This is a genomic window from Carnobacterium inhibens subsp. inhibens DSM 13024 (assembly GCF_000746825.1).
Classification (GTDB): Bacteria; Bacillota; Bacilli; order Lactobacillales; family Carnobacteriaceae; genus Carnobacterium_B; species Carnobacterium_B inhibens.
The window spans coordinates 2,197,868-2,224,316 of the sequence record NZ_JQIV01000006.1; the positions used below are offsets into that span (position 1 = coordinate 2,197,868).

Below are 26,449 nucleotides of genomic sequence, written 5' to 3' on the forward strand. Positions count from 1 at the left end.
AACAGTATACCATTTTACGAAAAACCAGCGACCGTCTTTAGTCTGATTTTTATCCTGATATAAATGATAATAATGAAAGATGAGTTCCACAAATTCAATTTCTTTTTGATTAATGAAGTTTATTCTTTAGCGGATCTTTTCTTATCGATTTTATCTCTAATAAAATAAGTAATAGGAATAGATAGAAACATTAGGCCTGAAAAAAATTGAATCAATCCTTCTCCTATTTTTCCGTTTAAGATGAAATCCTCAGGGTAAACACCCAAAGATTGGTAGGCAACAAAAATGTTAAATATCCCTAAAAACAGAAGCCCAATAATAGAACCTTTTTTATCTTCATTTTTACGAAAATAGGCATTGTGATAAACACTGATATTAATAAAAAACAAAACCGTTATAAAGGTAATGATAATTGTTTCCAGCTCTTTTGTTTGAGCCCATTGAACTTCAAAAATGAGTCCTAAAATATAATTTGATACAATTAGCAAAATTAAAGTCATAAATGAATAGTAACCATATTTATATCTCATGAACTTTTGATACTCATCATATTGTTTCATCATTATTCCTCCCAAAATAAATCATTCAAGGTTAAGTCAAATACTTTACAAATGTCTATACATAAATTAACTGTAGGGTTGTAATCCCCTCGTTCAATAGCACTGATCGTTTGTCGTGTTACGTTTACGGCGTCTGCTAGTTGTTGTTGAGATAGTTCGTATTGAGCACGAGCTACTTTTAAACGTAAATTTTTAGCCATTATGAAATTTCCCTTTCTTAACGTAAAATATATTTTACATCAAGAATGATATACCATTCAAAAAAAGGTGTCAAATTTTTTACTATACTATTAATTTTTATGATATTTTAGTCATTTAGTAGCTAAAAAAGAGGATTATATTAGGTAGAATAGTAGTAAAATGTACAGGAAATAGTAGAATAAGAGATAGTTAAGAATATGAAATTCAGTAAGTATTGGAGGAAACTAATTAATGAAGAAAAATATAAAGACAGAAGATACTATTAAAAGATGGGACAACTTTGCAGAAACTTATTCAAAAAGTCATACAGAGCAAGGAGATGTACATAAAGAAATTTTTTTGAACCCACCGTTATTTTCATTGATGGGAACAGTAAAAAATAAAAAAATTTTGGATGCGGGATGTGGTGAAGGGTATTTAAGCAGATTGCTAGCTAAGTCTGATGCTAACGTAACAGCAGTAGATTATTCTCCAAAAATGATTGAAATTGCACGTGAGAGAACGCCCAACGGATTATCCATTCATTATATAGAAGGTAATTGTGAAGATTTACATAGTTTAGAAGATGCAAGTTTTGATTTAATCGTGTCCAATATGGTCATACATGACCTGGAAAATTATAAAAAAACATTCAAAGAAATGTTTCGATTGTTAGTTGATGGAGGAACCTTTGTTTTTTCTATTCTGCATCCTTGTTTTGTTACTCCGGGTAGTGGTTGGGAAAAAACAGAAAATGGAGAAAAACTGCATTGGAATGTAGATAATTATTTTTACGAAGGAGCTTATGAGCAGAAACTAGGAAATACAGAGAAAATGGTTTATTTCCATAGAACTTTAATGACATATATTAATACACTCATACAAACTGGTTTTACTTTAGAATGTATGGTAGAACCTGTGCCGTCGAAAGAAATGTTAGAGAAATACCCTTCTTTTGAAGAGGACTTTAGATGTGCTGATTTTATGGTGTTTAAGTTAAAAAAATAAAAGGTAAAAGAGTGTAGTGTTTTTTTGATAATACACTAAATAAAACATGAATATAAGCCTATTTAAAAAACAATACACTAATTAGTGTATTGTTTTTGTTTTTTCAGAGGAGTGCACCTGTTGAAAAGATAACCTTTCTGAATGATACACTAAACTTGGCACGATACTTGCTTTATATAAGTGAAGGACAAATATCAGATAGTGATAGGAGGGAACTTTTACAGTAGTAGGAAAGTTGGTTTTAAATACAGACAAAACTATAGAAATTTTTTCTGGAAGTTGTGTCTAATTAGCAAGTAAGAAATAAATCATTTAGGAGGTAGAAATATGGTAGGAATTATACTAGCAAGCCATGGCGAATTCGCTGAAGGCATCTTGCAATCCGGCGCTATGATTTTTGGAGAACAAGAGAATGTTAAAGCTATAACCTTGATGCCAAGCGAAGGCCCAGAAGATGTTAAAGCTAAAATGGAAACTGCAGTTGCATCTTTTGACGATCAAGATGAAGTATTATTCTTAGTTGATTTATGGGGTGGTACTCCATTTAATCAAGCAAATACTTTGTTTGAAGAACACAAAGAAAAATGGGCAATTGTTTCCGGATTAAATTTACCAATGGTAATTGAAGCTTATGCGTCTCGTTTGTCAATGGATTCTGCGCAAGAAATTGCAGCACATATCATTGAAACAGCAAAAGAGGGTATAAAAATTAGACCTGAAGAATTAGAACCAAAAGGAGCAAAAGCAGCTCCAGTTCAAACCTCTAATGCAGGTGCTCCTGGAAAAATGCAATACGTGTTAGCACGTATTGATTCTAGGTTACTTCATGGTCAAGTAGCAACTGCTTGGACTAAGACAACTGGACCTACTCGTATTATAGTTGTTTCTGATACTGTTGCTAAAGATGAACTTCGTAAGAAATTAATTCAACAAGCGGCTCCTCCAGGTGTTAAAGCACATGTTGTCCCTGTTGAAAAAATGATTGAACTTGCAAAAGACGATCAACACTTTGGTGGTCAAAAAGCACTTCTTTTATTTGAAAATCCACAAGATGCACTTAGAGCTGTTGAAGGTGGCGTTCCATTGGAAACAATCAATGTTGGTTCTATGGCACATTCAATTGGTAAAGTTCAACCAAACAAAGTATTAGCATTTGATCAAAAAGATATTGATGCTTTCAAGAAATTGAAAGAAGCAGGAATTAGCTTTGACGTACGTAAAGTTCCAAATGATTCAAAAGGAAATATGGATGGAATTATCAAGAAAGCTCAAGAAGAGTTGAAAAAATAAAAATGATTTAATTATCAGTAGAAAACGGAGGGTTAATAATCATGGAATTAAACATTATTCAAATGATTTTAGTCGTTATCGTAGCATTTGTAGCTGGTATGGAAGGTATTTTAGACCAATTCCACTTTCATCAACCAGTAATTGCTTGTACGTTAATTGGCTTAGTTACAGGAAACTTATTACCATGTCTTATTTTAGGTGGTACACTTCAAATGATCGCGCTTGGATGGGCGAATATTGGTGCCGCTGTTGCTCCAGATGCTGCATTAGCATCTATTGCATCTGCAATTATTTTAGTTTTAGGTGGTCAAGGCGAAGCTGGTGTAGCTTCTGCGATTGCGATTGCTGTTCCACTTGCAGTTGCTGGATTATTATTAACAATTATTGTTCGTACAATTGCAACAGCGTTTGTACACTTTATGGATGCTGCTGCAAAAGAAGGAAACTTCAGAAAAGTAGAAATGTGGCACATCATTGCAATCTGTATGCAAGGTATACGTATTGCAATTCCCGCTGCATTAATTTTGGCTATTGGCGAAGGCCCTGTTAGAGGATTACTAGAAGCTATGCCAACATGGTTAACAGCTGGTTTAGCTATCGGTGGTGGTATGGTTGTTGCTGTTGGTTATGCAATGGTTATCAATATGATGGCAACACGTGAAGTATGGCCATTCTTTGCATTAGGTTTTGTATTAGCTACTATTTCAGAAATTACACTTATCGGCCTTGGTGCTATTGGTGTTGCGCTTGCTCTTATATACTTAACTCTATCTAAACAAGGTGGAGGTTCAAGTAATGGTGGAGGCTCAAACACAGGTGATCCATTAGGCGATTTAATTGATACTTACTAAGAAGGAGGCTGACAATAAAATGACAGAAAGAATTAAATTATCTAAAAAAGATCGTATTTCTGTTTGGATGCGTTCAACTTTTCTTCAAGGTTCTTGGAACTATGAACGTATGCAAAATGGTGGTTGGGCATTTACAATGATCCCAGCAATAAAAAAATTATATAAAACTAAAGAAGATCGTGCAGCTGCACTTGAACGTCATTTGGAATTCTTCAATACGCACCCATATGTAGCTTCACCTATCATCGGGGTTACTTTAGCGCTTGAAGAAGAACGTGCAAATGGTGTTCCAGTTGATGATGTTGCTATTCAAGGGGTTAAAGTTGGTATGATGGGTCCTCTAGCAGGTATCGGAGATCCTGTCTTCTGGTTTACTATTAAACCAATCCTTGGAGCTTTAGCAGCTTCTCTAGCTATGAGTGGTAATATTTTAGGACCAATCATCTATTTCGTTGGATGGAATCTTATTCGTATGGCGTTTATGTGGTATACACAAGAATTCGGTTATAAAGCTGGTTCTAAAATTACTGATGACTTATCAGGAGGGTTACTACAAGATATTACAAAAGGTGCTTCAATTCTAGGTATGTTCATTCTTGGTTCATTAGTTAATCGCTGGGTATCTATTAGCTTCACACCAACGGTATCTTCTGTACAGCTTGACGAGGGTGCTTATATCGAATGGGATAAATTACCTGCTGGTGCTGAAGGAGTCAAATCTGCTTTGGAACAACAAGCTTCTGGCCTATCTTTGAATGATGTTAATGTAACAACATTACAGGATAACTTAAACAGCTTAATTCCTGGTTTAGCAGCATTACTATTGACACTTTTCTGTATGTGGTTGCTTAAGAAGAAAGTTTCTCCAATCGTTATCATTCTTGGGTTATTCGTAGTGGGTATTGTCTTCCACTTGCTTAACTTGATGTAATATTTATTAAATAGGATAAATGATATTGCCTGGGCTAATTTAGTTCAGGCTTTTTATGGAATTCTAATAAGGATAGAACTCGTTTTTGATAACTTATGTAAATGTTTATTATCTATTTTAATCGTATTTCATCTAAATATGGAAAGAGGATGTTAAATTTATGGTAAAAAATATAGTGGCTGCTTTTGAAGAACAAGTAATAAAAACACCTAATCAAGTGGCAGTAGAGTTCGGAGAAGAATCACTTACATATTATGAGCTTAATTGCAAATCTAATTCTTTGGCGTATTACCTTGTGGATAAATGTGGTATTAAAAATGGGGACATAATTCCCTTGCTATTAGACCGTAATGAAAAAATAATTATTGCAATGTTGGGTGTTTTAAAAGCTGGAGCATGTTATACGGCTTTGTCAAAACAATATCCAAAATCACGTATTTCGTTTGTTCAAGAACAAACTGAAGCAAAATTACTTATTGATGATGAATTTATTACACAAAAGTTTAAAAAACATCAACAAAATTTAAATATTTCTATTAGCCAAGATGATTTAGCTTATATTGTGTATACTTCAGGAACGACAGGAAATCCTAAGGGAGTACTTCATACACACAAAGGAGTTTTTAATCATATCAATTCTTATTGGAAATATCTTAATTTTGATTCAACAATAATTTATAATACATTGTTTCTAGTTAACTATGTATTCTCAGTAGCTACAACACAAATATATAGCACTATTTTACATGGACATAAGTTAATAATTTCAGAACCTAATTGTCTTGAAAATATCCAGAAATTTACAGATTATATAAATAGAAAAAATATTAATTACTTTCAATGTACACCATCCCTAGCAGACAGCTTAGACTTCAAAAAAATTGAATCTGTAAAAACAGTTGCTGTAGCTGGAGAGAAGATACCTGAAAGTCTCTTTTACAACACTTATAACAATAACGTTAAATTAATTAATGTATATGGTCAATCTGAATTTCATGCTGGTACTGCTAAGACAATAGACTCAATTAAAGATATCAATAACATTGGATCTAATCTAGAAAATATGAATGCATATGTTTTAGATGAAAATTTAAGTGAAGTAGGAATTGGCCAAATTGGTGAAATTCATATGGCAGGTGATCAATTATCGTTGGGTTATCTTAAGCTTGAAGATGAAACAAAGAAACATTTTATCTCTAATCCATTTGGAGAGGGAATTTTGTGTAGAACCGGTGATTTAGTTAAAAATTTAAATAATAGAGAGTTTGAATTTGTTGGGCGTAATGATTTTCAATTAAATATTAATGGGATTCGAACTGAACCTGGAGAGATTGAAGTACAAATTGTTTCTATTCCTGAGGTTCAGAAAGCAGTCGTTGTGGGAATTAATGATCAATTTATTGTTGCTTATTATGTAAGCCATAAAAAACTTGAAGAAGTATACATTAAGAGTTATATAACTAAAAACCTTTCCGAATATATGCAGCCTCATATCTATATCTGGATGGAACAACTTCCGCTGAATGTCAATGGAAAACTTGATAGAAAGAGATTACCTGAGGTTAATTTACAAACAGAAGAGTATATAGCGCCCATTACTAATACTGAAAAAGTTATTATTGAATCAATAGAAAGCCTATTGGGAATAGATAATGTAAGTATATTAGATAACTTTTTTCATTTAGGAGGTAATTCGTTAAAAGCAATGCAATTGTCAAATATTATTTTTAACAAAATACAGAAAAAGTTAACAGCAAAAGAAATCTTTTCTAGTCAACAAATTAAAGATTTAGTAAATTTAGTAGAAAATCTTGATGAAATAGATGAGATTCAGTTAGTTCCTATTCTAAACAAAAGTTTTTATTCAATGAGTCCAGTTCAAAAAAGAATGTATGTTTTTAATGAATTGAATAAAGAAGATATTTCTTATAACGAACAGACTGTCATTGATTTTTTAAGTAAAGTGGATGCTCTCAAAATGCAGAATGCTTTGGAACAAATGATTAGACGTCATGAATCTTTACGAACTAAATTCTCAAATATAGATGGTCAGTATATTCAGGAAGTTATGCCTGAAGGGCAATTGGATTTTCAAATAATACCATATACAAAAGAAATTTCAAATTTAGTAAAGCCAATGAACTTGAAAAAAGGGCAAACAATGAGAGTTTACTTATTATGTGGAGAACAAAATGATTCACTATTTATTGATAAACACCATATAATTACAGATGGAACAAGTGAAAAAATATTTTATCAAGAACTCAATCAACTTTATAGAGGCGACAAGCTAGAAAGTAATAATTTTCATTATAGAGATTATAGTTCTTGGTTTGCACAACTTAATTTGAAAAAAGAAAAGAAATGGTGGACTGACTATTTATTAGGGTATCAGCGACTAGAATTAGTAACTGACTATAAAAAAATGAGAAACCATAACGCTAGTGGAAGTACATTAAAAGTTTCTTTTGAAAGTGATCTTGTTAAAAAAATACGTGCTTTTGCGAAAGAAAATAAGGTAAGTGAGTATATGATTATTTTCGCTACAATAAGTCTATTACTATCAAAAATGTATAACTCTGAGGATTTCATCTTAGGCACAGTTTCTAATGGTCGTGTACATGAAGCAACTGATAAGATGTTGGGAATGTTTGTCAATACTCTACCTATTCGACTTCGTCCATATTCGAATTTGAAAGCATCAAAATTTCTTAATCAAATCAATGAAGATGTATTGACTGCATTGTCAAATCAAAATTATCAATTTGAAGAGATTATAAAAGACTTGCAAGCAACAAGTGATTTAGGAAACCCTTTTTTTGACTGTATGTACGTATATCAAAATATTGAAAAAGATAGTTATTTTGATGGTAAAGCAAAAAAAAATTCTTTTAAATCGGATGCAGCTAAATTTAGTTTAACTTTTGAAATTGAAGATTCTGAACTAGGTATGGATCTTTTTCTGAATTATGATAATTCGTTGTTTGAAACTCAAACAATTGAGAAACTAGTGAATCGATTCATGTCTACTACTGAAAATTACATCAATAATCCTGAAGAAAAATTATCTGATATTTCTATATTTGCTAAGGGGGAAAAAACTAACCTTTTAGAAGTAACCTCTACATTAGTACATGAGAATGTAATTGAATTATTTGAAAAACAAGTTAAATTAAGACCTGACGATTTGGCTCTAAGATTTGAAAACGTTATTTTGAGTTATTCAGCATTGAATGAGGAAGTAAACAAAGTTGCAAATTTCTTAATTGAAGAAATGAAAGTGCAACCAGAACAGAAAATACCACTACTACTACATCGAACACATAAAACGGTTATAGCGATTCTCGCAGTTTTAAAGGCAGGCGCAGCTTATGTTCCAGTAAGCCTAAAATATCCTCAAGAAAGAATTGACTATATTATAGATGTTTGTGATTCAAATTTTGTGATTGATGATAATTTCATGAATCAATCATTTTCGAGTGAAGTGAGCAACCCAGAAAATAAAATTGAACTTAATCAATTAGCATATATTATTTTTACTTCAGGTACTAGCGGAACGCCTAAAGGGGTCATGGTTACACATAAAAACTTAGGTAATTTTGTTATCCAAGTTGCGAAAATGGAAAAGTCTGGAATGCAAACTGGAATGGTTAATGGAGCATTTTTTGAATATGTTTTTGATGCTTCAATTCATGATTTAATTCGTCCGTTTACCATGGGAGAGAGCGTGGTAATTTTAGATACCGATTTGATTTATGATATAGATTTATTGATTCAAACTTTAATACGTTATAAAGTAAATGCTATTGGTATGACACCCTCTCTTGCAGCGAAGTTAAATTTAAAAAGCGTTCCTACGATGCAAGTACTCCATTGTGGTGGCGAAGCTATTACAATGGAAGTAATTGAAAAATATGCTGATTCATCCATCCAACTAAATAATTGTTATGGACCAACTGAAACTACCGTTCTTTGCTTTGTAAATAATGATGTAACAGATCTTTCTATTGGTAAACCAATTGGTGGAGTTAATCCTTATGTACTTGATAATAATCACCATCTTTTACCTAAAGGCGCTATAGGAACCCTTTTTATTGGTGAGAATCAAGTAACACGTGGGTATATAAATCAACCAGAAGAAACTACAAAACGTTATATAGATAATCCATTTGGAAAAGGTCAGTTATACGATACAGGAGACCTAGTGAGGGTTCTAAATAATGGCACATATGAATATCTTGGTAGAAAAGATTTTCAAGTGAAAATTCGAGGTTTTCGTGTCGAACTAAGCGAAATTGAAAAAAGTTTTCAGTCAATTGAAGGTATTGATCAAGTAGCAGTTATTGCTAAACAAGATAATTTAGGTGCTTACTATGTTGCGCAAAATAAATTTGATTCAGAGTTCCTATTTGATCAGCTATCGAAAATATTACCAGAATACATGATCCCAACCTTCTATGTACATCTAAAGGAATTTCCTCTAACAATAAATGGAAAATTAGATGTTCAAACTTTACCGGAACCAGTATACACAGATGAATATGTTGCACCAAAAACTAAACGAGAAAAAGAAATTGAATCAGCTTTTTGTCAAGTTTTAGGGCTAAATAAAGTGTCAATAAAAGCCAATTTCTTTCGACTTGGTGGGAACTCAATAGTTGCAATTTCTCTTGCAAACTTGATAAATTTATCAGTAAAAGATATCTTTGAAAGAAAAACAATACAAAATCTTGCAAAAGTTAACGAAGAAATTCGTCATGTTGAAAAACAGATTTTCGAAAATATAAAGGACCAAAACCTCTCATATGCTCAAGAACGTCTTTTCTTTATTGACCAATTAGAAGAGGGCACACAAGCGTATAACATTCCAATATTAGGCACACTTAGTAAAGATATTAATTATCAAAAGCTTGAAGAAGCAATTCAAAAAGTTGTCAATCGTCACGAAATATTGCGTACTATTATCGTGGATTTCCATCAAGAATTGCTAAATAAGAATATAAAAATAACGCATAATGAAATTGAATTTAATGAATTTTTCTCATATTCATTTGATCTTGAAAAAGAGATTCCAATTCGTGTCAATATCTTCAGAAATATGATTGCAATAAATGTTCATCACATTGCTTTTGATGGATGGTCAACAAACATTTTACTAGAAGAAATTACTCGACTATATAATGGAGAAAACCTAGCTCCTTTAGAAATTCAGTATAAAGATTTTGCTAAGTGGCAAATTACAGCACAAGATGAAGCTACTTTGAATGAACAAGAGAAATATTGGTTGGAGAAACTTGATGGATATGAAACGTTAGATTTTCCAACTGATTTCTCAAGACCTCAACAATTTAATTATGATGGACAAGAATTAAACTATAAGTTAGATAAAAATTTAATAGAAAAACTAAATAAAGTTGCCCGAAATCATGATACAAGCCTTTATTGTGTAACACTTAGTGCATTCATGCTTCTTTTGTCTGCTTATAGTAACCAAAAAGATATTGTTTTAGGAACACCGATAGCCAATCGTCACATTAAGGGAACAGAGAATATGATAGGGCTTTTTGTAAATACACTAGCATTACGCTCACAGGTTAATCCTAATGAAAGTTTTGCTGAATTCTTAGAGACAAATAGTGAACAAATAACAGCAGCTCAAAAATATCAAGATTTACCATTTGAACGTTTAGTAAATAAACTGAAAGTTGAAAAAGATTTATCACGAAATCCGATTTTTCAGATTATGTTTGGCTTTCAAGACATTGAAAATATCAAAGAAATAGATCTTTTTACTTCTGTAAATAATGATCTTCATCTCAACAGTACTAAATTTGATATTTCTGTTATGCATCGAGAAAATATTGTCAATTTTACATTTGCTACAAAATTATTTAAGGAAGAAACAATTCAAGGTATTGCTGAAACTTATGAAAAAATCTTAAAACAAATAGCTGAAGAACCGGAAAAGTTAATTTCGCAGATAGAACTTAATTCTATGATTGTCAATACCCAAAAAGAAAATTTTCCTAATCTTTCGATTCATAAATTTTTTGAGACTGTAGTAACAAATTATCCGAAAAATTCGGCTATTGTATATGAAGGCAAAATCTTGACGTATGAGTCTTTAAATCAAAAAGCAAATCAATTTGCTCATACATTGATTGACAATTATGGTATAAAACCAGAAATGCACATTCCAATATTGATGGAACGAAGTGAAAAATATGTAATAGCAATTTTAGGTATATTAAAAACAGGCGCAAGCTATGTACCGATGAGTCTAGAATATCCTCAAGAAAGGATAAAATATATTATTGAAAAAGTTAATGCACCATTGATTATTACTGACAATTTTATTGTCAACTCTAAAAATATAAATAATCCGAGTGTATCAATACTAGAAAATAATTTGGCATATATCATTTTCACTTCTGGTACAACAGGGCTTCCCAAAGGAGTAATGATTGAACATAGAGGTGTAATCAATACAATTTATAATCAAATAAAACTATATGACGTTAATGAAAGTACTCGTGCAATTCACTTTGCAAATTTTGTGTTTGATGCTTCTGTGTTTGAATTATTCTACACATTACTTGCAGGTGCAACTTCGTATTTATTAAATGAAGAAGCACGTACTGATTACAATTTATTGAAGCAAATAATAATTGATAATCAAATTACACTTGCAACATTGCCACCTGCCATTTTAAGTGCTGAAGATTTGCTACCTCTTAAAACTTTAATTGTTGCAGGTGAATCAACTCCACAGGAAATTTATCAATCATATACAGCTAATAAAGTAATTATGGTAAATGCTTATGGTCCAACTGAAGTTACAGTTTGTGCTACTGTAAAATTTTACAATCAAAATATGAATTCTAATAATATTGGAAAGGCCTTAAAGAATGTAGTAACCTATGTTTTAGATTCTGAAAATCATCAAGTCCCAACTAATGCAATTGGAGAATTATATGTAGGAGGCGCAGGTCTTGCACGAGGTTACGTTGGTGATAATGAAAAAACAAATAAGGCATTTATTTGGCATCCACAGTATGGACGGCTTTATAAAACAGGAGATTTAGTAAAACGTCTTCAAACTGGAGATTTGATTTATATTGGTCGGAACGATTTCCAAGTAAAGGTTCGTGGTTTCCGAATTGAACTTGGCGAAATTGAAGCTAAGTTACTGGAACAAGAAACAGTTTCGCAATGTTTAGCAGTTGTTAAGGGCAATAATATCATTGCTTATTATACAGGAGATTTACAGTATTCGCTTGAAGGTATATTGCCATCTTATATGGTCCCAAGTGGATATGTGCAGATAGACGAAATCCCATTAACTATCAATGGGAAAGTTGATTTTCATAAATTGCCTGATCCCATAATTGAGTATAATGAATATGTTGAGCCATCAACAAAACGGGAAAAAGAAATTTCAAAAGCTTTTTGTGATTTGTTGAATCTTAGTCAGGTTTCTGTACTGGATGATTTCTATGCTCTTGGAGGAAATTCAATTCTAGCATTAAAACTAGCAAAAAAAATAAATCTACAAGTAAAACAAATTTTTGAAGCAAAAAATATTCGTGCACTAGCAAAATTACAATCTAGAACTTTAAAACTAAAGAAAGCGAATTTTGAAAATGTTGAAGACCAAGTATTGTCCTTTGCCCAAGAACGCTTGTGGTTTATTGACCAATTTGAAAAAGGTCTTAATGCTTATAATATTCCATTAATTCTACAATTAGCTGAAGGTATTTCAATAGAAAGAATCGAGCAATCAATACTGCAAATCGTGGAGAGACATGAAATACTACGTACAATTATTAAAAATGAACACCAAGTTATATTATCAGAAAAGATCAAAATTACGCATAGTCCTTTTGATGTCAATGAATTTTTTAGTAAGCCTTTTGATTTAGAACATGAAATTCCAATTCGAGTGAACATATATGACAATCAATTAGTCCTAAATATCCACCATATCGCCTTTGATGGATGGTCAACAGAACTTTTATTACGAGAACTAAATATGCTATATAATGGAGAAGAACTACCTTCGTTAAATGTTCAGTATAAAGATTTTTCATATTGGCAAAGAAATTATTTATCTAAAGATTTATTAGAATTACAATCTAACTATTGGAAAGAAACCCTTGACTCTTATGAACCACTCAATCTACCGGTTGACTACGAACGACCAAAAGAGTTCACATATAGCGGATCGGATATTTGTATCGATTTTAAAGGTGAGTGGAAAGAATCTTTAGAAAAAATCGCAAAAAAAAATCAAACTAGTTTATACACTATTATGCTAAGTGTGTTAGATATTATGCTTGCGCGATTTAGTTATCAACAAGATATTGTTGTAGGGACACCGTTTGCAAACAGACATAATAAGGGAACAGAAGATTTAATCGGCTTTTTCATCAATACTCTTCCAGTAAGGACCGTAGTAGATGAAAAATCATCATTTACTATACTGCTTCAACAAAATCATAAAACAATTATAGATGCTCAAAATAATCAAGATATTTCTTTCGAACAAATTGTAAAAAAATTAAGCATTTCTCAAGACACATCTCGAAATCCAATATTCCAAGTATTGTTTAGTGTTCAAGATTTTTCAATGGATGAACTTACTAACAATGACTTGTTTGCCGGATGCAATACAGATATTTTTTCTAATTCAGCAAAATATGATCTATCAGTTTTAGTTGAGAATGGTTTTATTAATTTTAATTACTGCACAGATCTTTTTAATGAATCAACAGTTCAATCAATGGTTAAGACTTATGTGTCAATACTGGAAGCAATTATTGAAAACGACAATTTATCTGTAAGTGAATTAGGCGTTTCTGATAGTTTTGCAAAAGGAGAAATATCAAACTATCCAGATGGCACCGTTGTTGATTTATTTAATGAGCAAGTGTCGCGTACACCTAATCAAATTGCTATTGAATATAAAAATACTAGGCTAACTTATAATGAATTTAACAAACGTACCAATCGATTTGCCAATTATCTATTAACACATGGGGCTAATCAGGGAGATAAAATACCAATGATTCTTGAACGTAGTGAGAAAATGGCTATAGCTATTTGGGGTATTTTAAAGGCTGGTTGTGCATATGTTCCAATTTCGCCAGAGTTTCCTGAGGAACGTAAACAGTATATCATTGATCAAATTAATGCGAAATTTATTATTGATGAGACCTTTGCTGGTTACAATGAAGGAAGTGAAAAAAATCCTAATATTACACCTTCGATGAAAGATATAGCTTATATCATTTTCACATCAGGAACAACTGGTAAACCTAAAGGGGTGATGATTGAGCATGCTAGTTTAAGTAATCGTGTTCAATGGATGAATGGAGCATATCCAATAGGGGATATGGATAAAGTGTATCAAAAGACAAACTATGTATTCGATGTGTCTGTTTGGGAGCAAGTATGGCCATTATTAACAGGAGCAAGTATTGTATATGCCATAGAGAACGGACATAAAGATTCCATTTATCTTTCAAATGAAATCAAAGAAAAATGCATTACCGTAGTACATTTCGTGCCAAGTATGCTTGATGTATTTCTAGATACTTTAGAAATATATCAAGGAGAACCTAATTCAAAAAAACTTGATATTTCCTCTTTAAAATATGTGTTTTGTTCTGGTGAAGCTTTAAATATAAGTAGTGTGAAGAAGTTTAAGAAACTTGTACCAAATGCACAAATTTATAATTTATATGGACCAACTGAGGCGAGTATAGATGTCACTTCATTTGATTGTAATTCCTCCGTAGAAAAAATCCTTATAGGAAAGCCTATTGCGAATACAAAGTGCTATGTTTTGAGTAAATCTAATCAGTTATTGCCGAAATTTGCTATAGGGGAACTTGCAATTGGTGGAGTTCAATTAGCTCGAGGTTATATCAATCAGCCGGAGTTAACGGTTGAGAAATTTCTTACTCATTCAAAATTAGGGCGTGTCTACAAAACTGGTGATCTTGTACGTTTATTAGATACGGGAGAAATTGAATATCTTGGTCGTAATGACTTTCAAGTAAAAATCCATGGGTTAAGAATTGAACTAGGAGAAATCGAGTCAAAACTTTCAGAAATTGGTGGTGTTCAACAAGTTGTAGTATTAAAAGTTGAGGAACGTTTAGTAGCCTACTATCTTGGAGATCAACCACTAAGCGAAGATTCTCTAAAGGAAAAACTTGAAGAAAAACTACCAGGATATATGGTTCCAAGTAACTTTGTTTTTATGGAAAAATTTCCATTAACAATTAATGGTAAATTGAATAGGAGAGCCTTCCCAGTACCAAAAATTAAAATAGAAGAATTTGTTCAACCAGAAAATGAAGTTGAAGTGAAAATTCAAGAAATTGTTTCAGAAATTTTAGGCCTGAAAAGTAGTAATGTTAATGTTTTAGAAAGTTTCTTCTATTTAGGTGGAGATTCAATTAAAGCCATGCAATTAAGTAATCGAATCAAACAAAAATTAAACCAAACAATTACAATTAAACAAATTTTTGATGCAAAAACTGTTCGTAACATTTCACTACTTATTGGTAAAAGTAAAAAAATGGAAATAATAAATGAGCAAGGTGAATTAACTGGTGAAGTGAGGTTACTTCCAATTCAAGAGTGGTTCTTTGAAGAATATAATTCTGGCTACTTTAATCAAGCATTTGCAATTTCTTTACCAGAAGGTATTGACTTAAACAGATTAAAAAAGGCTCTAATTAATTTAATCAACTATCATGATGCATTTCGAATATCTTTTAGAGAAATAAAACAATATTATACACCTAAGATTGAAGAAATTGAACTAGTTTTCGCTGAAACTCCTGAAGAATTTTCAGCAATACAACAAAGCTTTAATCTTGACGGTAAACTTTATCGCTTTGTGATAAAGAGAAGCGAAAATATTTTAGCAGTAATTTGTCATCACCTTATTATGGATAGTGTTTCTTGGCAGATCATTGCTTCAGATTTAAAAAGATTTTACGAAGGGGATATATTTCCTGAAAAAGGAACTAGTTATCGCCAATGGTCTGAAGAGATTCAAAAAAGGAATACTGACTTTGTTTTTGTGGATTTTAATAACTACAACCAATTATTTGAATTATCAGATAAATACAAGAAAGTCAATATTTCCATTGATAGGGAATTTACGAATAAGTTACTTACCCAAGTGAATCAAGTTTATAATACACAAGTAAACGATGTTTTACTTACCGCTTTTGCACGCGCATTGAAATCAATCTATAACCAAAAGATTAGTTACATTAAATTAGAATCACATGGTCGTGCTGAAGTAAGCGAAAATATAAATATTCAGCAAACAGTTGGTTGGTTCACAGCTATTTATCCTCAAACCATCTCAACTGATATCTTAGAAACAAAGCATTATACTAATGTGGTGAAAGATTATGGAATTGGTTATGGTACCAAATTTGGTATTCATTCCAAAGATTTGCCACGAGTTATGTTCAATTATTTAGGGCAAATGGATAATGGTGCACTCAAAGAGTGGTCAATTGTTCATAGCGATTTAGGAGAAACAACTGATTTTGCTTTTAATGACTATTTGACTGTTAACGGAGGTATATTTAAAAAGAAATTAACTTTTGAATTAAGTGGAAAACTTAATGGAATAGAAAAATTTGCTGAACTATACCAAACAGAGCTAGAAAATATTATAACAGAACTTTCCTCTTATAGAAGAACCTACTTAACAAGTGACGATATTGATCAAGTAGTCTCACAACAACAACTTGATGAGTTACAAAAAAATCAAGAATTAGAAATAGTTCTTCCAGCAAATACTTTACAAGAAGGCTTCGTTTCTCATGCCTTAAATAATGATACAAATGATGATGCATATATTTGTTCATTTATTTTTGATTATGAACAAATGATCAACGTTGAAAATTATCGGAAAGCATGGTCAATTGCGCAAAGTAAGTATCCTAGCTTGCGGTTGTCTTTAAATACCGATTATGGAGAAATTCTTCAAATAATTCCTAAAAAAGGAAAATTAGATTTTGGAATTCTGGAAGATACTTCTGTGGATGAGGTTGTTAAATTTGAAAGGACGATATCGTTCGATTTGAATGCTGGCAGCTTGTTTAGAGTACGTCTTATTAAACATAATGAAAATCATTATACTTGTATCCTTACTAATCATCATGCTATTTTGGATGGATGGTCAAATCCAGTAATGCTTAATTTTGTTCATGAAGTTTATGCCAAGTTATGTAAAGGTGAGCGAATTTATATTAATGAAGATAAAGCATATATAAAATCTCAAAAATATCTTGAACAAACAAAAAATGATTCGAATAATTACTGGAAAAATTATCTTGGAGAAGTAGCTCATCCTGATTTAGGTGGGTTATTTAAAAAAGAAAGTCGAACAACAAAACTTGAAAATCTAAATAGAATAGAAGAACCGAAAGACAAAGTTTATGAGATTCAAGGTGACGAATATACTAAGCTTATTGATATAGCAAGAAATAAAGGTTTAACACTAAATATTATAGCTCAATATGCTTGGCATAAATTGTTGAGTGTATATGGTGGAATAAAAGAAACAACTATCGGTGTCGTAAATGCAGGTCGAAGTATGCCTATAGAAGGTATAGAAGAAAGTGTTGGTTTATATATCCGAACTTTACCTATACAATTTGTGCATACAAATGATCCTATTTTAACTCAGCTTTTACATCTACAAAATATTAATAATGAATGTATGATGAATAATAATGTTAGCCTTGCAAGGTTGCAATCAAATGGTATGCGCCTTTTTGATACACTATTCATTTATGAGAATTATCCGTTACCTGAAGAAGATAATAATGAAGAGAACCTGAAAATTACCAATCTGACCGGTCAAGAAAAATTAGATTATCCCTTAACTATTGTTTTACACGAAAGTAAAAAATCTTTAAGCTTCCACATGAAATATGCTGGTGAATTATTTTCAGAAGAAACTATTGATCAGATGTTTAATTTTATGAAGTACTTGGTTGACCAGGTGGTTCAGGACGTAGAAGAATTTAACTATGTTGATTCTGTCCCAGATTTTGGGGTGTCTGAATATCCTAATACAACGATTGTAGAAGAATTTGAGAAACAAGTGCGTCTTTATCCAGATGAAATAGCTTTAAAATCTACTAATGTTAATTATTCCTTTGCCGAATTGAACTCAAAGGCTAATCAAGTAGCATATACGCTTATGGAAAATTTTGATATTAAGTCAGGAGATCGAATCTCTCTCTTACTATCGAAATCAGAGAAGATGATTGTTGCTATTCTTGGAATATTAAAAGCTGGAGCAGTTTATGTACCTATGTCACCAAATTTTCCGCATGAAAGAATCAATTATATTAAAGAACAAGTGAAATCGAAACTGCTCATTGATGAAAAATTTATGAATCAAGAGTTTTCTCAGAATGTTACTAATCTTAATATTTCTGTTCAATCGGATGATTTAGCATATATTATTTTTACTTCAGGAACTACAGGACATCCTAAAGGAGTGATGGTTGAACATCGTAACTTCATCTGCTATCTAGAAAATGTTCTTATTTCAATACAACGAACTGGAACAGATAAGATTGATTTTGCATGTATTTCGGAATATGTTTTTGATATTTTTGGAACAGAAGTATTTGGACAATTATTGCGAGGGAAACCTGTAAACTTATTTACAGGAACACCAGAGGAATTTCCGAATTTCATGAAAAATCATTATGTTACGACTCTACAATCAACTCCTGGGAAAATTAGTTATTTATTCCAAGATAACGATAAAGAAATCCTTTCGACTTCGTTAACTACAATTTTAGTTGGTGGTGAAAAGATGAATGATTCCTTTGTAAAACGTTTTGGAAACATTAATCTAATCAATATATATGGTCCAACGGAAGGAACTGTTTGGACCTCATTGAAAAAGGTAGACGATAATTATTCAAATATTGGAAATCCGTTTCAAAGTTATTCACATTTTATTTTAGACGATAAAATGCGACTTCTTCCAAATGGAGCGATAGGTGAATTGTATGTTGGTGGACCACAGCTATCACGTGGATATTACGGACAAGAAGATCTAACTGAAAGCACATTTGTAAAAAACCCTTACAATATTTGGGGACTTACTGAATATAGCCGTATTTATAAAACGGGGGATGTTGTTCGTGTATTACTAAATGGTGAATTTGAATTAATTGGTAGAAATGATTTTCAAGTGAAAATTCGAGGATTTCGTATCGAATTAGGTGAAATTGAAAATGCTATGCTTAAAGTAAATGGCGTGAAGCAAGTATTAGCTTTAGCGCTCGGAGAAGAAGGAAGCAAGTATTTAGGTGTTTATTATCAAAGCGATAAAGAAATACCACGTGTTGAAATCGAAAAGGTGTTATCGCGATATCTAACAGATTACATGATGCCAGCGGGGTATCAACACGTGAAGGAGTTTCCATTAACAATTAATGGAAAAATTGACCGAAGAACGCTTCCAATTATTTCATATAAAAATGGTGTTGAGTATATAGCACCAAGAAATGAAGTAGAGCAACTTGTACTTCAAACTATATGTAAATTACTTGAAATAAATACTAATGAAGTATCAGTATTAGAAAGCTTTTTTGCGATTGGTGGCGATTCAATTAAGGTTATTAAACTTGTGAATATATTAAAAAAGGAATTTGATAAGAAAATAACTATCAAGGAAATATTTGATGTAAAAACAACGCAAGAAATTGCTCAAGTTCTTCAAAACAAAGTAAATTATAATGAGCTGAATAAGTTAACGGTTAGCAAACAAGATTTTTTTGAATGTTCAGAACAAAAATTATCTTTTGCACAGCAGAAGTATATGGAAACACCATTAAATTCATATAGTAATATTAAAATGTTTTTCCGTTTGAAAGAAGGGATAGAAGCCGAACGATTGAAGCAAGCAGTGATTTCTACTGTTAATCGACATGAAGTACTACGCACAAAGCTTTACGATAAATACCAAATTGTAGATGATACTCAATTAGTAGTAACAAGTAATAAAATCGATCGAACTAACTATTTTTCATATAGTTTTGATTTAAAGAAGGAAATACCAATTAAGGTAAATATCTATGAAGGAGAATTTACTTGTGTTATAGACCATATTGCTTTTGATGGGTGGTCCACATCGTTATTTTTAGAAGATATAGAAGATTTTTATTTTGAAAAGGGTTTACCTGAATTACCGTATCAATATAAAGATTTTTCGAAGTGTCAACACGATTTTTTATCTGGAGATAAGAAAGAGCCTCAGCTAGAATATTGGCGAAAAGAATTTGGAAAGTTTGAAGGAATATACCTATCTAAAGATGAAAATTTGGGTGTGGATACTAAAAAAGGTGGAGATATTTATCTTCATCTTAATGATGACGTTTATGAAAAAATGATTCGAATTGTTAAAGAGAGAGGATTAACGTTACACAATGTGTTATTAAGTACGTATTATCTAATGGTTGCACATGTAAGCCAACAAAAGAATATTTCAATTGCTATTCCTACAGTTAATCGAAATATTTCAGGGACGGAAAATCTAATTGGTCTATTTATTAATCAATTCTTACTGACAATGACAATTGATGGAAATCAAACATTTGTAAAATTTGTTGAGAAACTAAATGCGAAAATTATTGCTGCTCAAAGTAATCAAGATATTCCATTAGAACAGGTAATCAAAGAAATTGGCATCAAATTAAAAGGAAATACACTCTATTTCGGTATTCAAGGATTTAAAGGTGAAGCACTAAAACAATCGAACTTGTTTGATGAAATATCTGAAATGAATCAACTTTCTGAAAAAGATGCATTTAGTGATCTAACAATTTTTGTTTGGGGACAAAATATTGACTTTAACTATTCTAAATCATTATTCCAAACTGAAAGAGTTCAATATTTCGCTGATATTTATGAAAAAATATTGAAGAAATTGATTAATAATATCGATATAAAAATTGAAGAATTAATTTAGGAGGAATTGTATGTTAATTGAAATGCTAAAAGGAAAAATCCATCGTGCAACAGTTACACAAGCAGAATTAAATTATGTAGGAAGTATTACGATCGATGAATCGTTGATGGAAGCAAGTGGCATTATTGAATATGAAAAAGTTCAAATTGCTGACATTAATAATGGAAAACGATTTGAAACTTATGTTATTGCTGGACCACGTAATTCAGGTATGATTTGCTTGAATGGTGCTACTGCTCGTTGTTCTTCTGTTGGTGATAAAATCATTATTATGAGTTATGGACAATTGGAAATTAATGAAGCTAAAAAAGTAAAGCCTTATGTTGTATTAGTTGATGATGACAATCGAATTGAAAAACAAGTAAGATATGAAAAGTATGGGCTATTAACTGAAGAATTGAAGAATCTATGAAAGAACGTGGATTCTTAACACCAGTAACTGAAAATTTCTTACATGCTTTTGGAGTAGGAAAAGTGGCATTTGAACTTGCATTAAAAAATAATATTAATCCAGAGACTGCCTTTATTGCAGGCAGTCTCCATGATTTAGGTGGTGCAATCCCAACTTCTGATAGAATATCTGTAGCAGAATCTTTTGGGATAGCGTTAACTGATGAAGAATATCAGATTCCAATGCTTATTCATGCAAAACAAGGAGCTTATTTTGCACAAGCTTTATTTGACATTGAAAATACAGATATATTAGATGCGATTCTTTATCATACAACTTGTATAGATGAAGCATCTCCGCTTGTGAAAATTGTTTTCCTTGCTGATAAAATTCATTGGGATCGTAATGGTGATCCACCATATTTAGAAGGCCTCCTTAGTGCTTTAAATTCTTCTTTAGATGAAGGATGTAAATATTTTCTTGAGTGGCTTTGGGATTCTGATCTCTACGTAGTTCACCCGTTTTTGAAACGTAGTTATAGTTTTTATATTCAGAAAAAAAAATTTCCTGTTATAACTAGGCAAAATATTAATGCAGTAATAAGTTCTGAGGTAAGGGAAAAGTATTATTTAAATGAAATTGTTTCACAATTCCAGTATGCTTTCCAGATGGGGTTTAAGGCTTATGAGTTAGCAAAAAATAAAAATATAAACGCGGATAACGCATTTTTAGCAGCCGTGCTTTCTAATGCTACTAATACGATATTTGATGAACAACAGAGTGAAGTAGCAAAAATCATCGGAATTGATACGAATGGAGAAACACCGGAATCTTTACTTCCCAAGTTAAGCTGCTATTTTGCAAAAAACGAATTTGATATAGTAAACTTAGAATTGTTGAATGCAATTTTACATCATCGACAAAAATACGACTACGGAGAAGAATTATGCCAAGTGGTTGCGAACGCTTATCAATCGCTAGAAAAAAGATAAACCTGAGTGATAGGACAAATTATATATGTATGGTAGGTCTAATTCAATTTTGTTTTACTCTAGTATTTTTGATGGAAAAAGAGTAACTATCAAGAGTTTAATCTATTGAAAGATAAATTATATTGAGTATCAATTGAAAAAGTAATTGGAAAATAATATAAAATGAAAACGTATGGAAAATAAAGGTTCTAACTGATTTTTTCCGGCAAAAAATTTTTAACTTTACTTGTATCAATCATTAATGTTACATCAAAATAATAAATAGCTGCGGCTAAAGATTTCATTACCAAACAATCTCTTATAAAGAGTGATGGAGAAAAAACTAACCTATAGTACTATCTCAAGTGTATTAAATAATTTGAGGCTTATGTGGGAGCTACCCACAAATTTAAATATAAGGAGAAGTATATTTAAATCTAAATATACAAATTTGATTATGAAAAACATGGATGTTTTGACAAGAATTTTAAGCTTTGCAGAAACAGATCCTCATGAAAATGCTTTAGTGGATGAACATATTCAATTGACATACTCTGAGTTGAAAATTGCAATTGACGAAGTTGTTGGATTAATACATCACCATAAATTAAAAGGGAAAGTTGTTGTTTTGCAAATTCCTCGAAGTGTTTATTTTCCAATTATTGTACTTGCATTAACTAAAGAGAATATCACATTCATACCTCAAGACGTTACACAACCGAAACTTAGATTGCAACAAATGGTAGAGTTGGCAAAAGCTCAAATGATAATCTCATTACATGAGGGAAAATACGTATTTACAGAAATTGAGCAGGATAGAGATGTTTCCTCAGATGCATGGGCCATTTATTTTACTTCCGGTTCAACTGGGATACCAAAAGCTGTCGAAATACCTCGACAAAATGTAGAGAATACGGTTGTATGGCAGAAAAAATCTTTTCAACTAAATGAGCAGGATCGTGTTGCATGTTTCACCCCCTATTCATTTGCAATCAGCTATATTGAACTTTTCTCTACACTATACTCCGGAGGAACTTTGTATATTCTTACTGAAAATTTACGTCACGATTTGGTTTCATTGGAAAACTATCTAAATGAAAATAAAATAACATTTATGAATGCAACTGCTACAATTGGTGAACTTGTGATTCGGACAATGAATATTCCTAGTCTACGTCTCTTAACTTTATCTGGACAACGATTTCCAAATATTGATCTAAAGCACGTAACTTATAAGATTTTCAATATCTATGGAAATACAGAGTGTGGAGCTACAACTATCTGTGAAATTGATCCAATAAAACAAGAAATTACCTTAGGAAAACCAGTAGGAAATATGAATGCCTTTATTTTGGGTGATAACCACCAAGTTCTTTTGGACGGACAAGTTGGTGAATTATTTATTTCTGGTCCACAAGTTGCAATTGGATATTTTTTAAACAAAGAAGCAACAAAGGAAGTATTTATTGACTTTCAATATTTAGGAAAGAATATACGAGGATACCGTACGGGAGATTTTGCATCTATATTACCGAATGGTAATATAGAATATCATGGAAGACGTGACCGCCAATATAAAATTAATGGTGTACGTATCGATTTGACAGAAATAGAAAAAGTTATTCGCGAGCTTATTCCAAATCTAAAACAGAGTCATTTAACGATTAATAAAAATCAAATTTGTTGTTGGTTCACTAGTAAAGAAATAGTTAATGATGAAATTATTCTACAAAAAATAAAAAATCTTTTACCATCGGTTATGGTTCCATCTCGGATGATACAACTAGAAAAATTTCCATTGAATAGTAATGGTAAAACAGATGAAACAAAATTACTTGAATTATGGGAACATCAAAATAAGTTAGAAGATAATCGTATAATCACTAGTGTACAAAAAGAAAATGAACAATATCTAAAAAATACTTGGAGTGAAATTTTAAATATTGAAATAAAAAATATAAGACATGATAGTGATTTTAAGAAACTTGGTGCAACTTCTCTTCAAATAATGGAACTAGGTGTGAAAATATTACAAGATTTGAATAAAAAAATAAATTTTGTTGATTTACATTTACACACGAAGCTTAATGATATGGCAAACTTCTTAGAGCAAGACAATCAATTTCAACCAATTTATAGTTTTGTTATGAGAGATGAATGCATGAAAGATACTCCTGCACTTTTTGTGATTCATTCTGGAAATACTGGAAGTGATGTATATAAGCCATTATTTAGTGATATAGACTCACCAAAATTTCCAATATATGTTATTGAGCCACATAATCTTCTTACTACTGGTGAAAGAATTAATGGAGTTGAAAATATAGCAGCGTATTACATACAGCTTATTGAAGATTTTGCTCCCGAAAAAGAAATTTCAACATTTAATCTTATGGGTTGGAGTTATGGTGGTGTGATAGCAAGTGAGATTTGTTATCAATTACAAAATAAGAAAAGTAGTAAATTCATTAATGAGTTAACTATTATTGATTCGCCTTTCTATTTGGAACAGTCTGATTTTGAGTTAGCTCAAGAAAGAGAAAGAAATGGATATTATAGAAAATACTTCAATGAAACTCATATTTTTGAAGGAATTGGTAAAAAAAATATTACCACTGAACATTTGATTAAAAATAACAATAGAGTCTTTGAAGATTTATTTAATTATGAAGTTAAAAAAACTTTGGTACCTACTGTTTTTATTCGAAGTATGGTTGAAGAAAAACCTTTGACTGATTATCAAATCAAATCTATCTTTGAGGATGTTTCAATTAAAGATGTATATTCAGGACATGATTATTTATTTATAGAAAAAGAGACGTGTTTATTCATAAAAAAACAGCTTCGTCTTACATCTGAAGAAGTTAAAAAAAAATGAAGAAAGTTATGATTCATTTTTCAAATGACATGTTATATCAACCGGTCTTAGAGTTTGTTCAAAAATTTGCTCCACTTCGATATAAATATGCAATACAATTTCATCAGAAAAAAGATCGGTATAATGTGGCAATGGCCTATATTTTGCTTTGTATGGAAAAGGGTCATCCCGTTGGTGAAATATTTCAGGGGGAAAATGGAAAACCTTTTATTTCTGATTCTATTGAATCTGACTATTTTTCTATTACTCATACAAATAATTTAGTTGCTATTGTAACTTCAAATCAGAATGTTGGGATTGATAGCGAGTCTTGTTTTCAAATTGACCAAGAAATTATAGATATAGTGTGCTCGTCGAGTGAACAATGTCAGATTATGTTAAAACCATTTTTAAGAACTATATTTTGGACAGTAAAAGAATCCTTAAGTAAATTGTTAAATGAGGATTGGTATTCTGCTCCCTATACAGATTTGTTCTATATTAATGATGAAATCTTTGATAGAAGGAACCCTGCCATCAATTTTGAATATTATCAACTTAGGGAAAATTTTATATGTATTGCTAGTGAACTCTCTACAGATAGTGAAATACAACTTGTTAAAGACAGCGATATTATGGCTTTTATTATGAGTATTTAGTTGATTATTCTTTAAAAGTCTTAATGATCTAAAGTAGTTATTAATTAAAAAAAATTTTAGTGAGAATCAATATTTTGGAAGGTTATTGTATGTTGCTTAGCATGCTGGAGATGTATATCCGTTCATTTAATTGTTTATTCTTTAAAATGTAGTTGAATGTGTGATATGGCTTTTATAAAAAAAGTAAAAAAGTTTTTTTAATTGGTGAACTAATAATAGTTCATATATAAAAAAATTTTAGGTCATATCTTTACTGTTTTTATTGACCTAAGAACTTGAAACAATCTATAATAATTAAGCAGGATAAAATGAAATGGAGCGGATAGAATGGTTGAATCAATTAATAAAAAGGTAGACTTGGTAATAGATGCCACCGCTTTTACAGGATTGACGGATTACGGAAAAATTATGATTGGCGATCAAGGTTTTGAATTTTTTAATTCCCGTGACCCACGTAAATTCATTCAAATTCCTTGGGAAGAAGTAGAAAGTGTAATTGCTTCAGTAATGTTTAGAGGAAAATGGATTCCACGGTATGCGATTAAAACGAAAAAATCAGGAACTTTTACCTTTTCTTCTAAGAAACCTAAGGAAGTTCTCAGAGCTATACGAGAATATGTTGATCCACAATATATGGTAAAGTCTTTAAGTTTTTTTGAGGTTATGAAACGTGCGTTTAAATCAGTGGGTAAAAAGAAAAAGTAACGTTATCTCT

The 26,449-nt window shown here is 31.3% G+C and carries 12 protein-coding genes; 10 read left to right on the forward strand and 2 right to left on the reverse strand.

The genetic code is table 11. From position 1 onward, the window contains the following. Window positions 1-119: 119 nt before the first annotated feature. Both BR65_RS11620 and BR65_RS11625 read right to left on the reverse strand, forming a co-directional pair. Window positions 120-560, reverse strand: coding sequence for a hypothetical protein (locus BR65_RS11620; RefSeq protein WP_034538316.1), 441 nt, complete (start codon window positions 558-560; stop codon window positions 120-122). Window positions 561-562: 2 nt separating this feature from the next. Beyond that, entirely contained in the window at window positions 563-760 is a 198-nt protein-coding gene (locus BR65_RS11625) for a helix-turn-helix transcriptional regulator (protein ID WP_034538318.1), read from the reverse strand. A 232-nt stretch (window positions 761-992) separates the two neighbouring features. On the opposite strand from BR65_RS11625, the gene BR65_RS11630 reads away from it, so the two are divergent. The 10 genes from BR65_RS11630 to BR65_RS11675 all read left to right on the forward strand — a co-directional run bounded on the left by BR65_RS11630 (window position 993) and on the right by BR65_RS11675 (window position 26,439). After that, window positions 993-1,748, forward strand: a complete 756-nt coding sequence (locus BR65_RS11630) for a class I SAM-dependent methyltransferase (RefSeq protein ID WP_034538319.1) — start codon at window positions 993-995, stop codon at window positions 1,746-1,748. A 327-nt stretch (window positions 1,749-2,075) separates the two neighbouring features. Then, window positions 2,076-3,038, forward strand: a complete 963-nt coding sequence (locus tag BR65_RS11635; protein WP_034538321.1) for a mannose/fructose/sorbose PTS transporter subunit IIA — start codon at window positions 2,076-2,078, stop codon at window positions 3,036-3,038. A gap of 41 nt (window positions 3,039-3,079) precedes the next feature. After that, on the forward strand, window positions 3,080-3,889 hold the full coding sequence (locus BR65_RS11640; RefSeq protein WP_034538322.1) for a PTS mannose/fructose/sorbose transporter subunit IIC: 810 nt from the start codon (window positions 3,080-3,082) through the stop codon (window positions 3,887-3,889). A 19-nt stretch (window positions 3,890-3,908) separates the two neighbouring features. Further along, entirely contained in the window at window positions 3,909-4,820 is a 912-nt protein-coding gene (locus tag BR65_RS11645; protein ID WP_034538324.1) for a PTS system mannose/fructose/sorbose family transporter subunit IID, read from the forward strand. Window positions 4,821-4,980: 160 nt separating this feature from the next. Beyond that, on the forward strand, window positions 4,981-20,856 hold the full coding sequence (locus BR65_RS11650; protein WP_034538326.1) for a non-ribosomal peptide synthetase: 15,876 nt from the start codon (window positions 4,981-4,983) through the stop codon (window positions 20,854-20,856). Window positions 20,857-20,866: 10 nt separating this feature from the next. Next, a complete protein-coding gene (gene panD / locus BR65_RS11655; protein WP_034538328.1) occupies window positions 20,867-21,268 on the forward strand; it encodes an aspartate 1-decarboxylase in 402 nt (133 codons plus the stop codon). Continuing rightward, window positions 21,265-22,239 (forward strand): bis(5'-nucleosyl)-tetraphosphatase (symmetrical) YqeK, encoded by a 975-nt coding sequence (gene yqeK / locus BR65_RS13505; protein WP_051932766.1) that lies wholly within the window; start codon window positions 21,265-21,267, stop codon window positions 22,237-22,239. Before panD ends, yqeK begins: the two co-directional genes overlap by 4 nt. A gap of 310 nt (window positions 22,240-22,549) precedes the next feature. Continuing rightward, a complete protein-coding gene (locus BR65_RS11665; protein ID WP_244877171.1) occupies window positions 22,550-25,096 on the forward strand; it encodes an AMP-binding protein in 2,547 nt (848 codons plus the stop codon). Next, window positions 25,093-25,734: a 4'-phosphopantetheinyl transferase family protein gene (locus BR65_RS11670; protein ID WP_034538332.1), complete on the forward strand. Its 642-nt coding sequence runs from the start codon at window positions 25,093-25,095 to the stop codon at window positions 25,732-25,734. Before BR65_RS11665 ends, BR65_RS11670 begins: the two co-directional genes overlap by 4 nt. Window positions 25,735-26,061: 327 nt before the next feature. Further along, window positions 26,062-26,439 carry a DUF956 family protein gene (locus BR65_RS11675; protein WP_034538333.1) on the forward strand — a complete coding sequence of 126 codons (378 nt, stop codon included), beginning with the start codon at window positions 26,062-26,064 and terminating at the stop codon, window positions 26,437-26,439. Window positions 26,440-26,449: the final 10 nt, after the last annotated feature.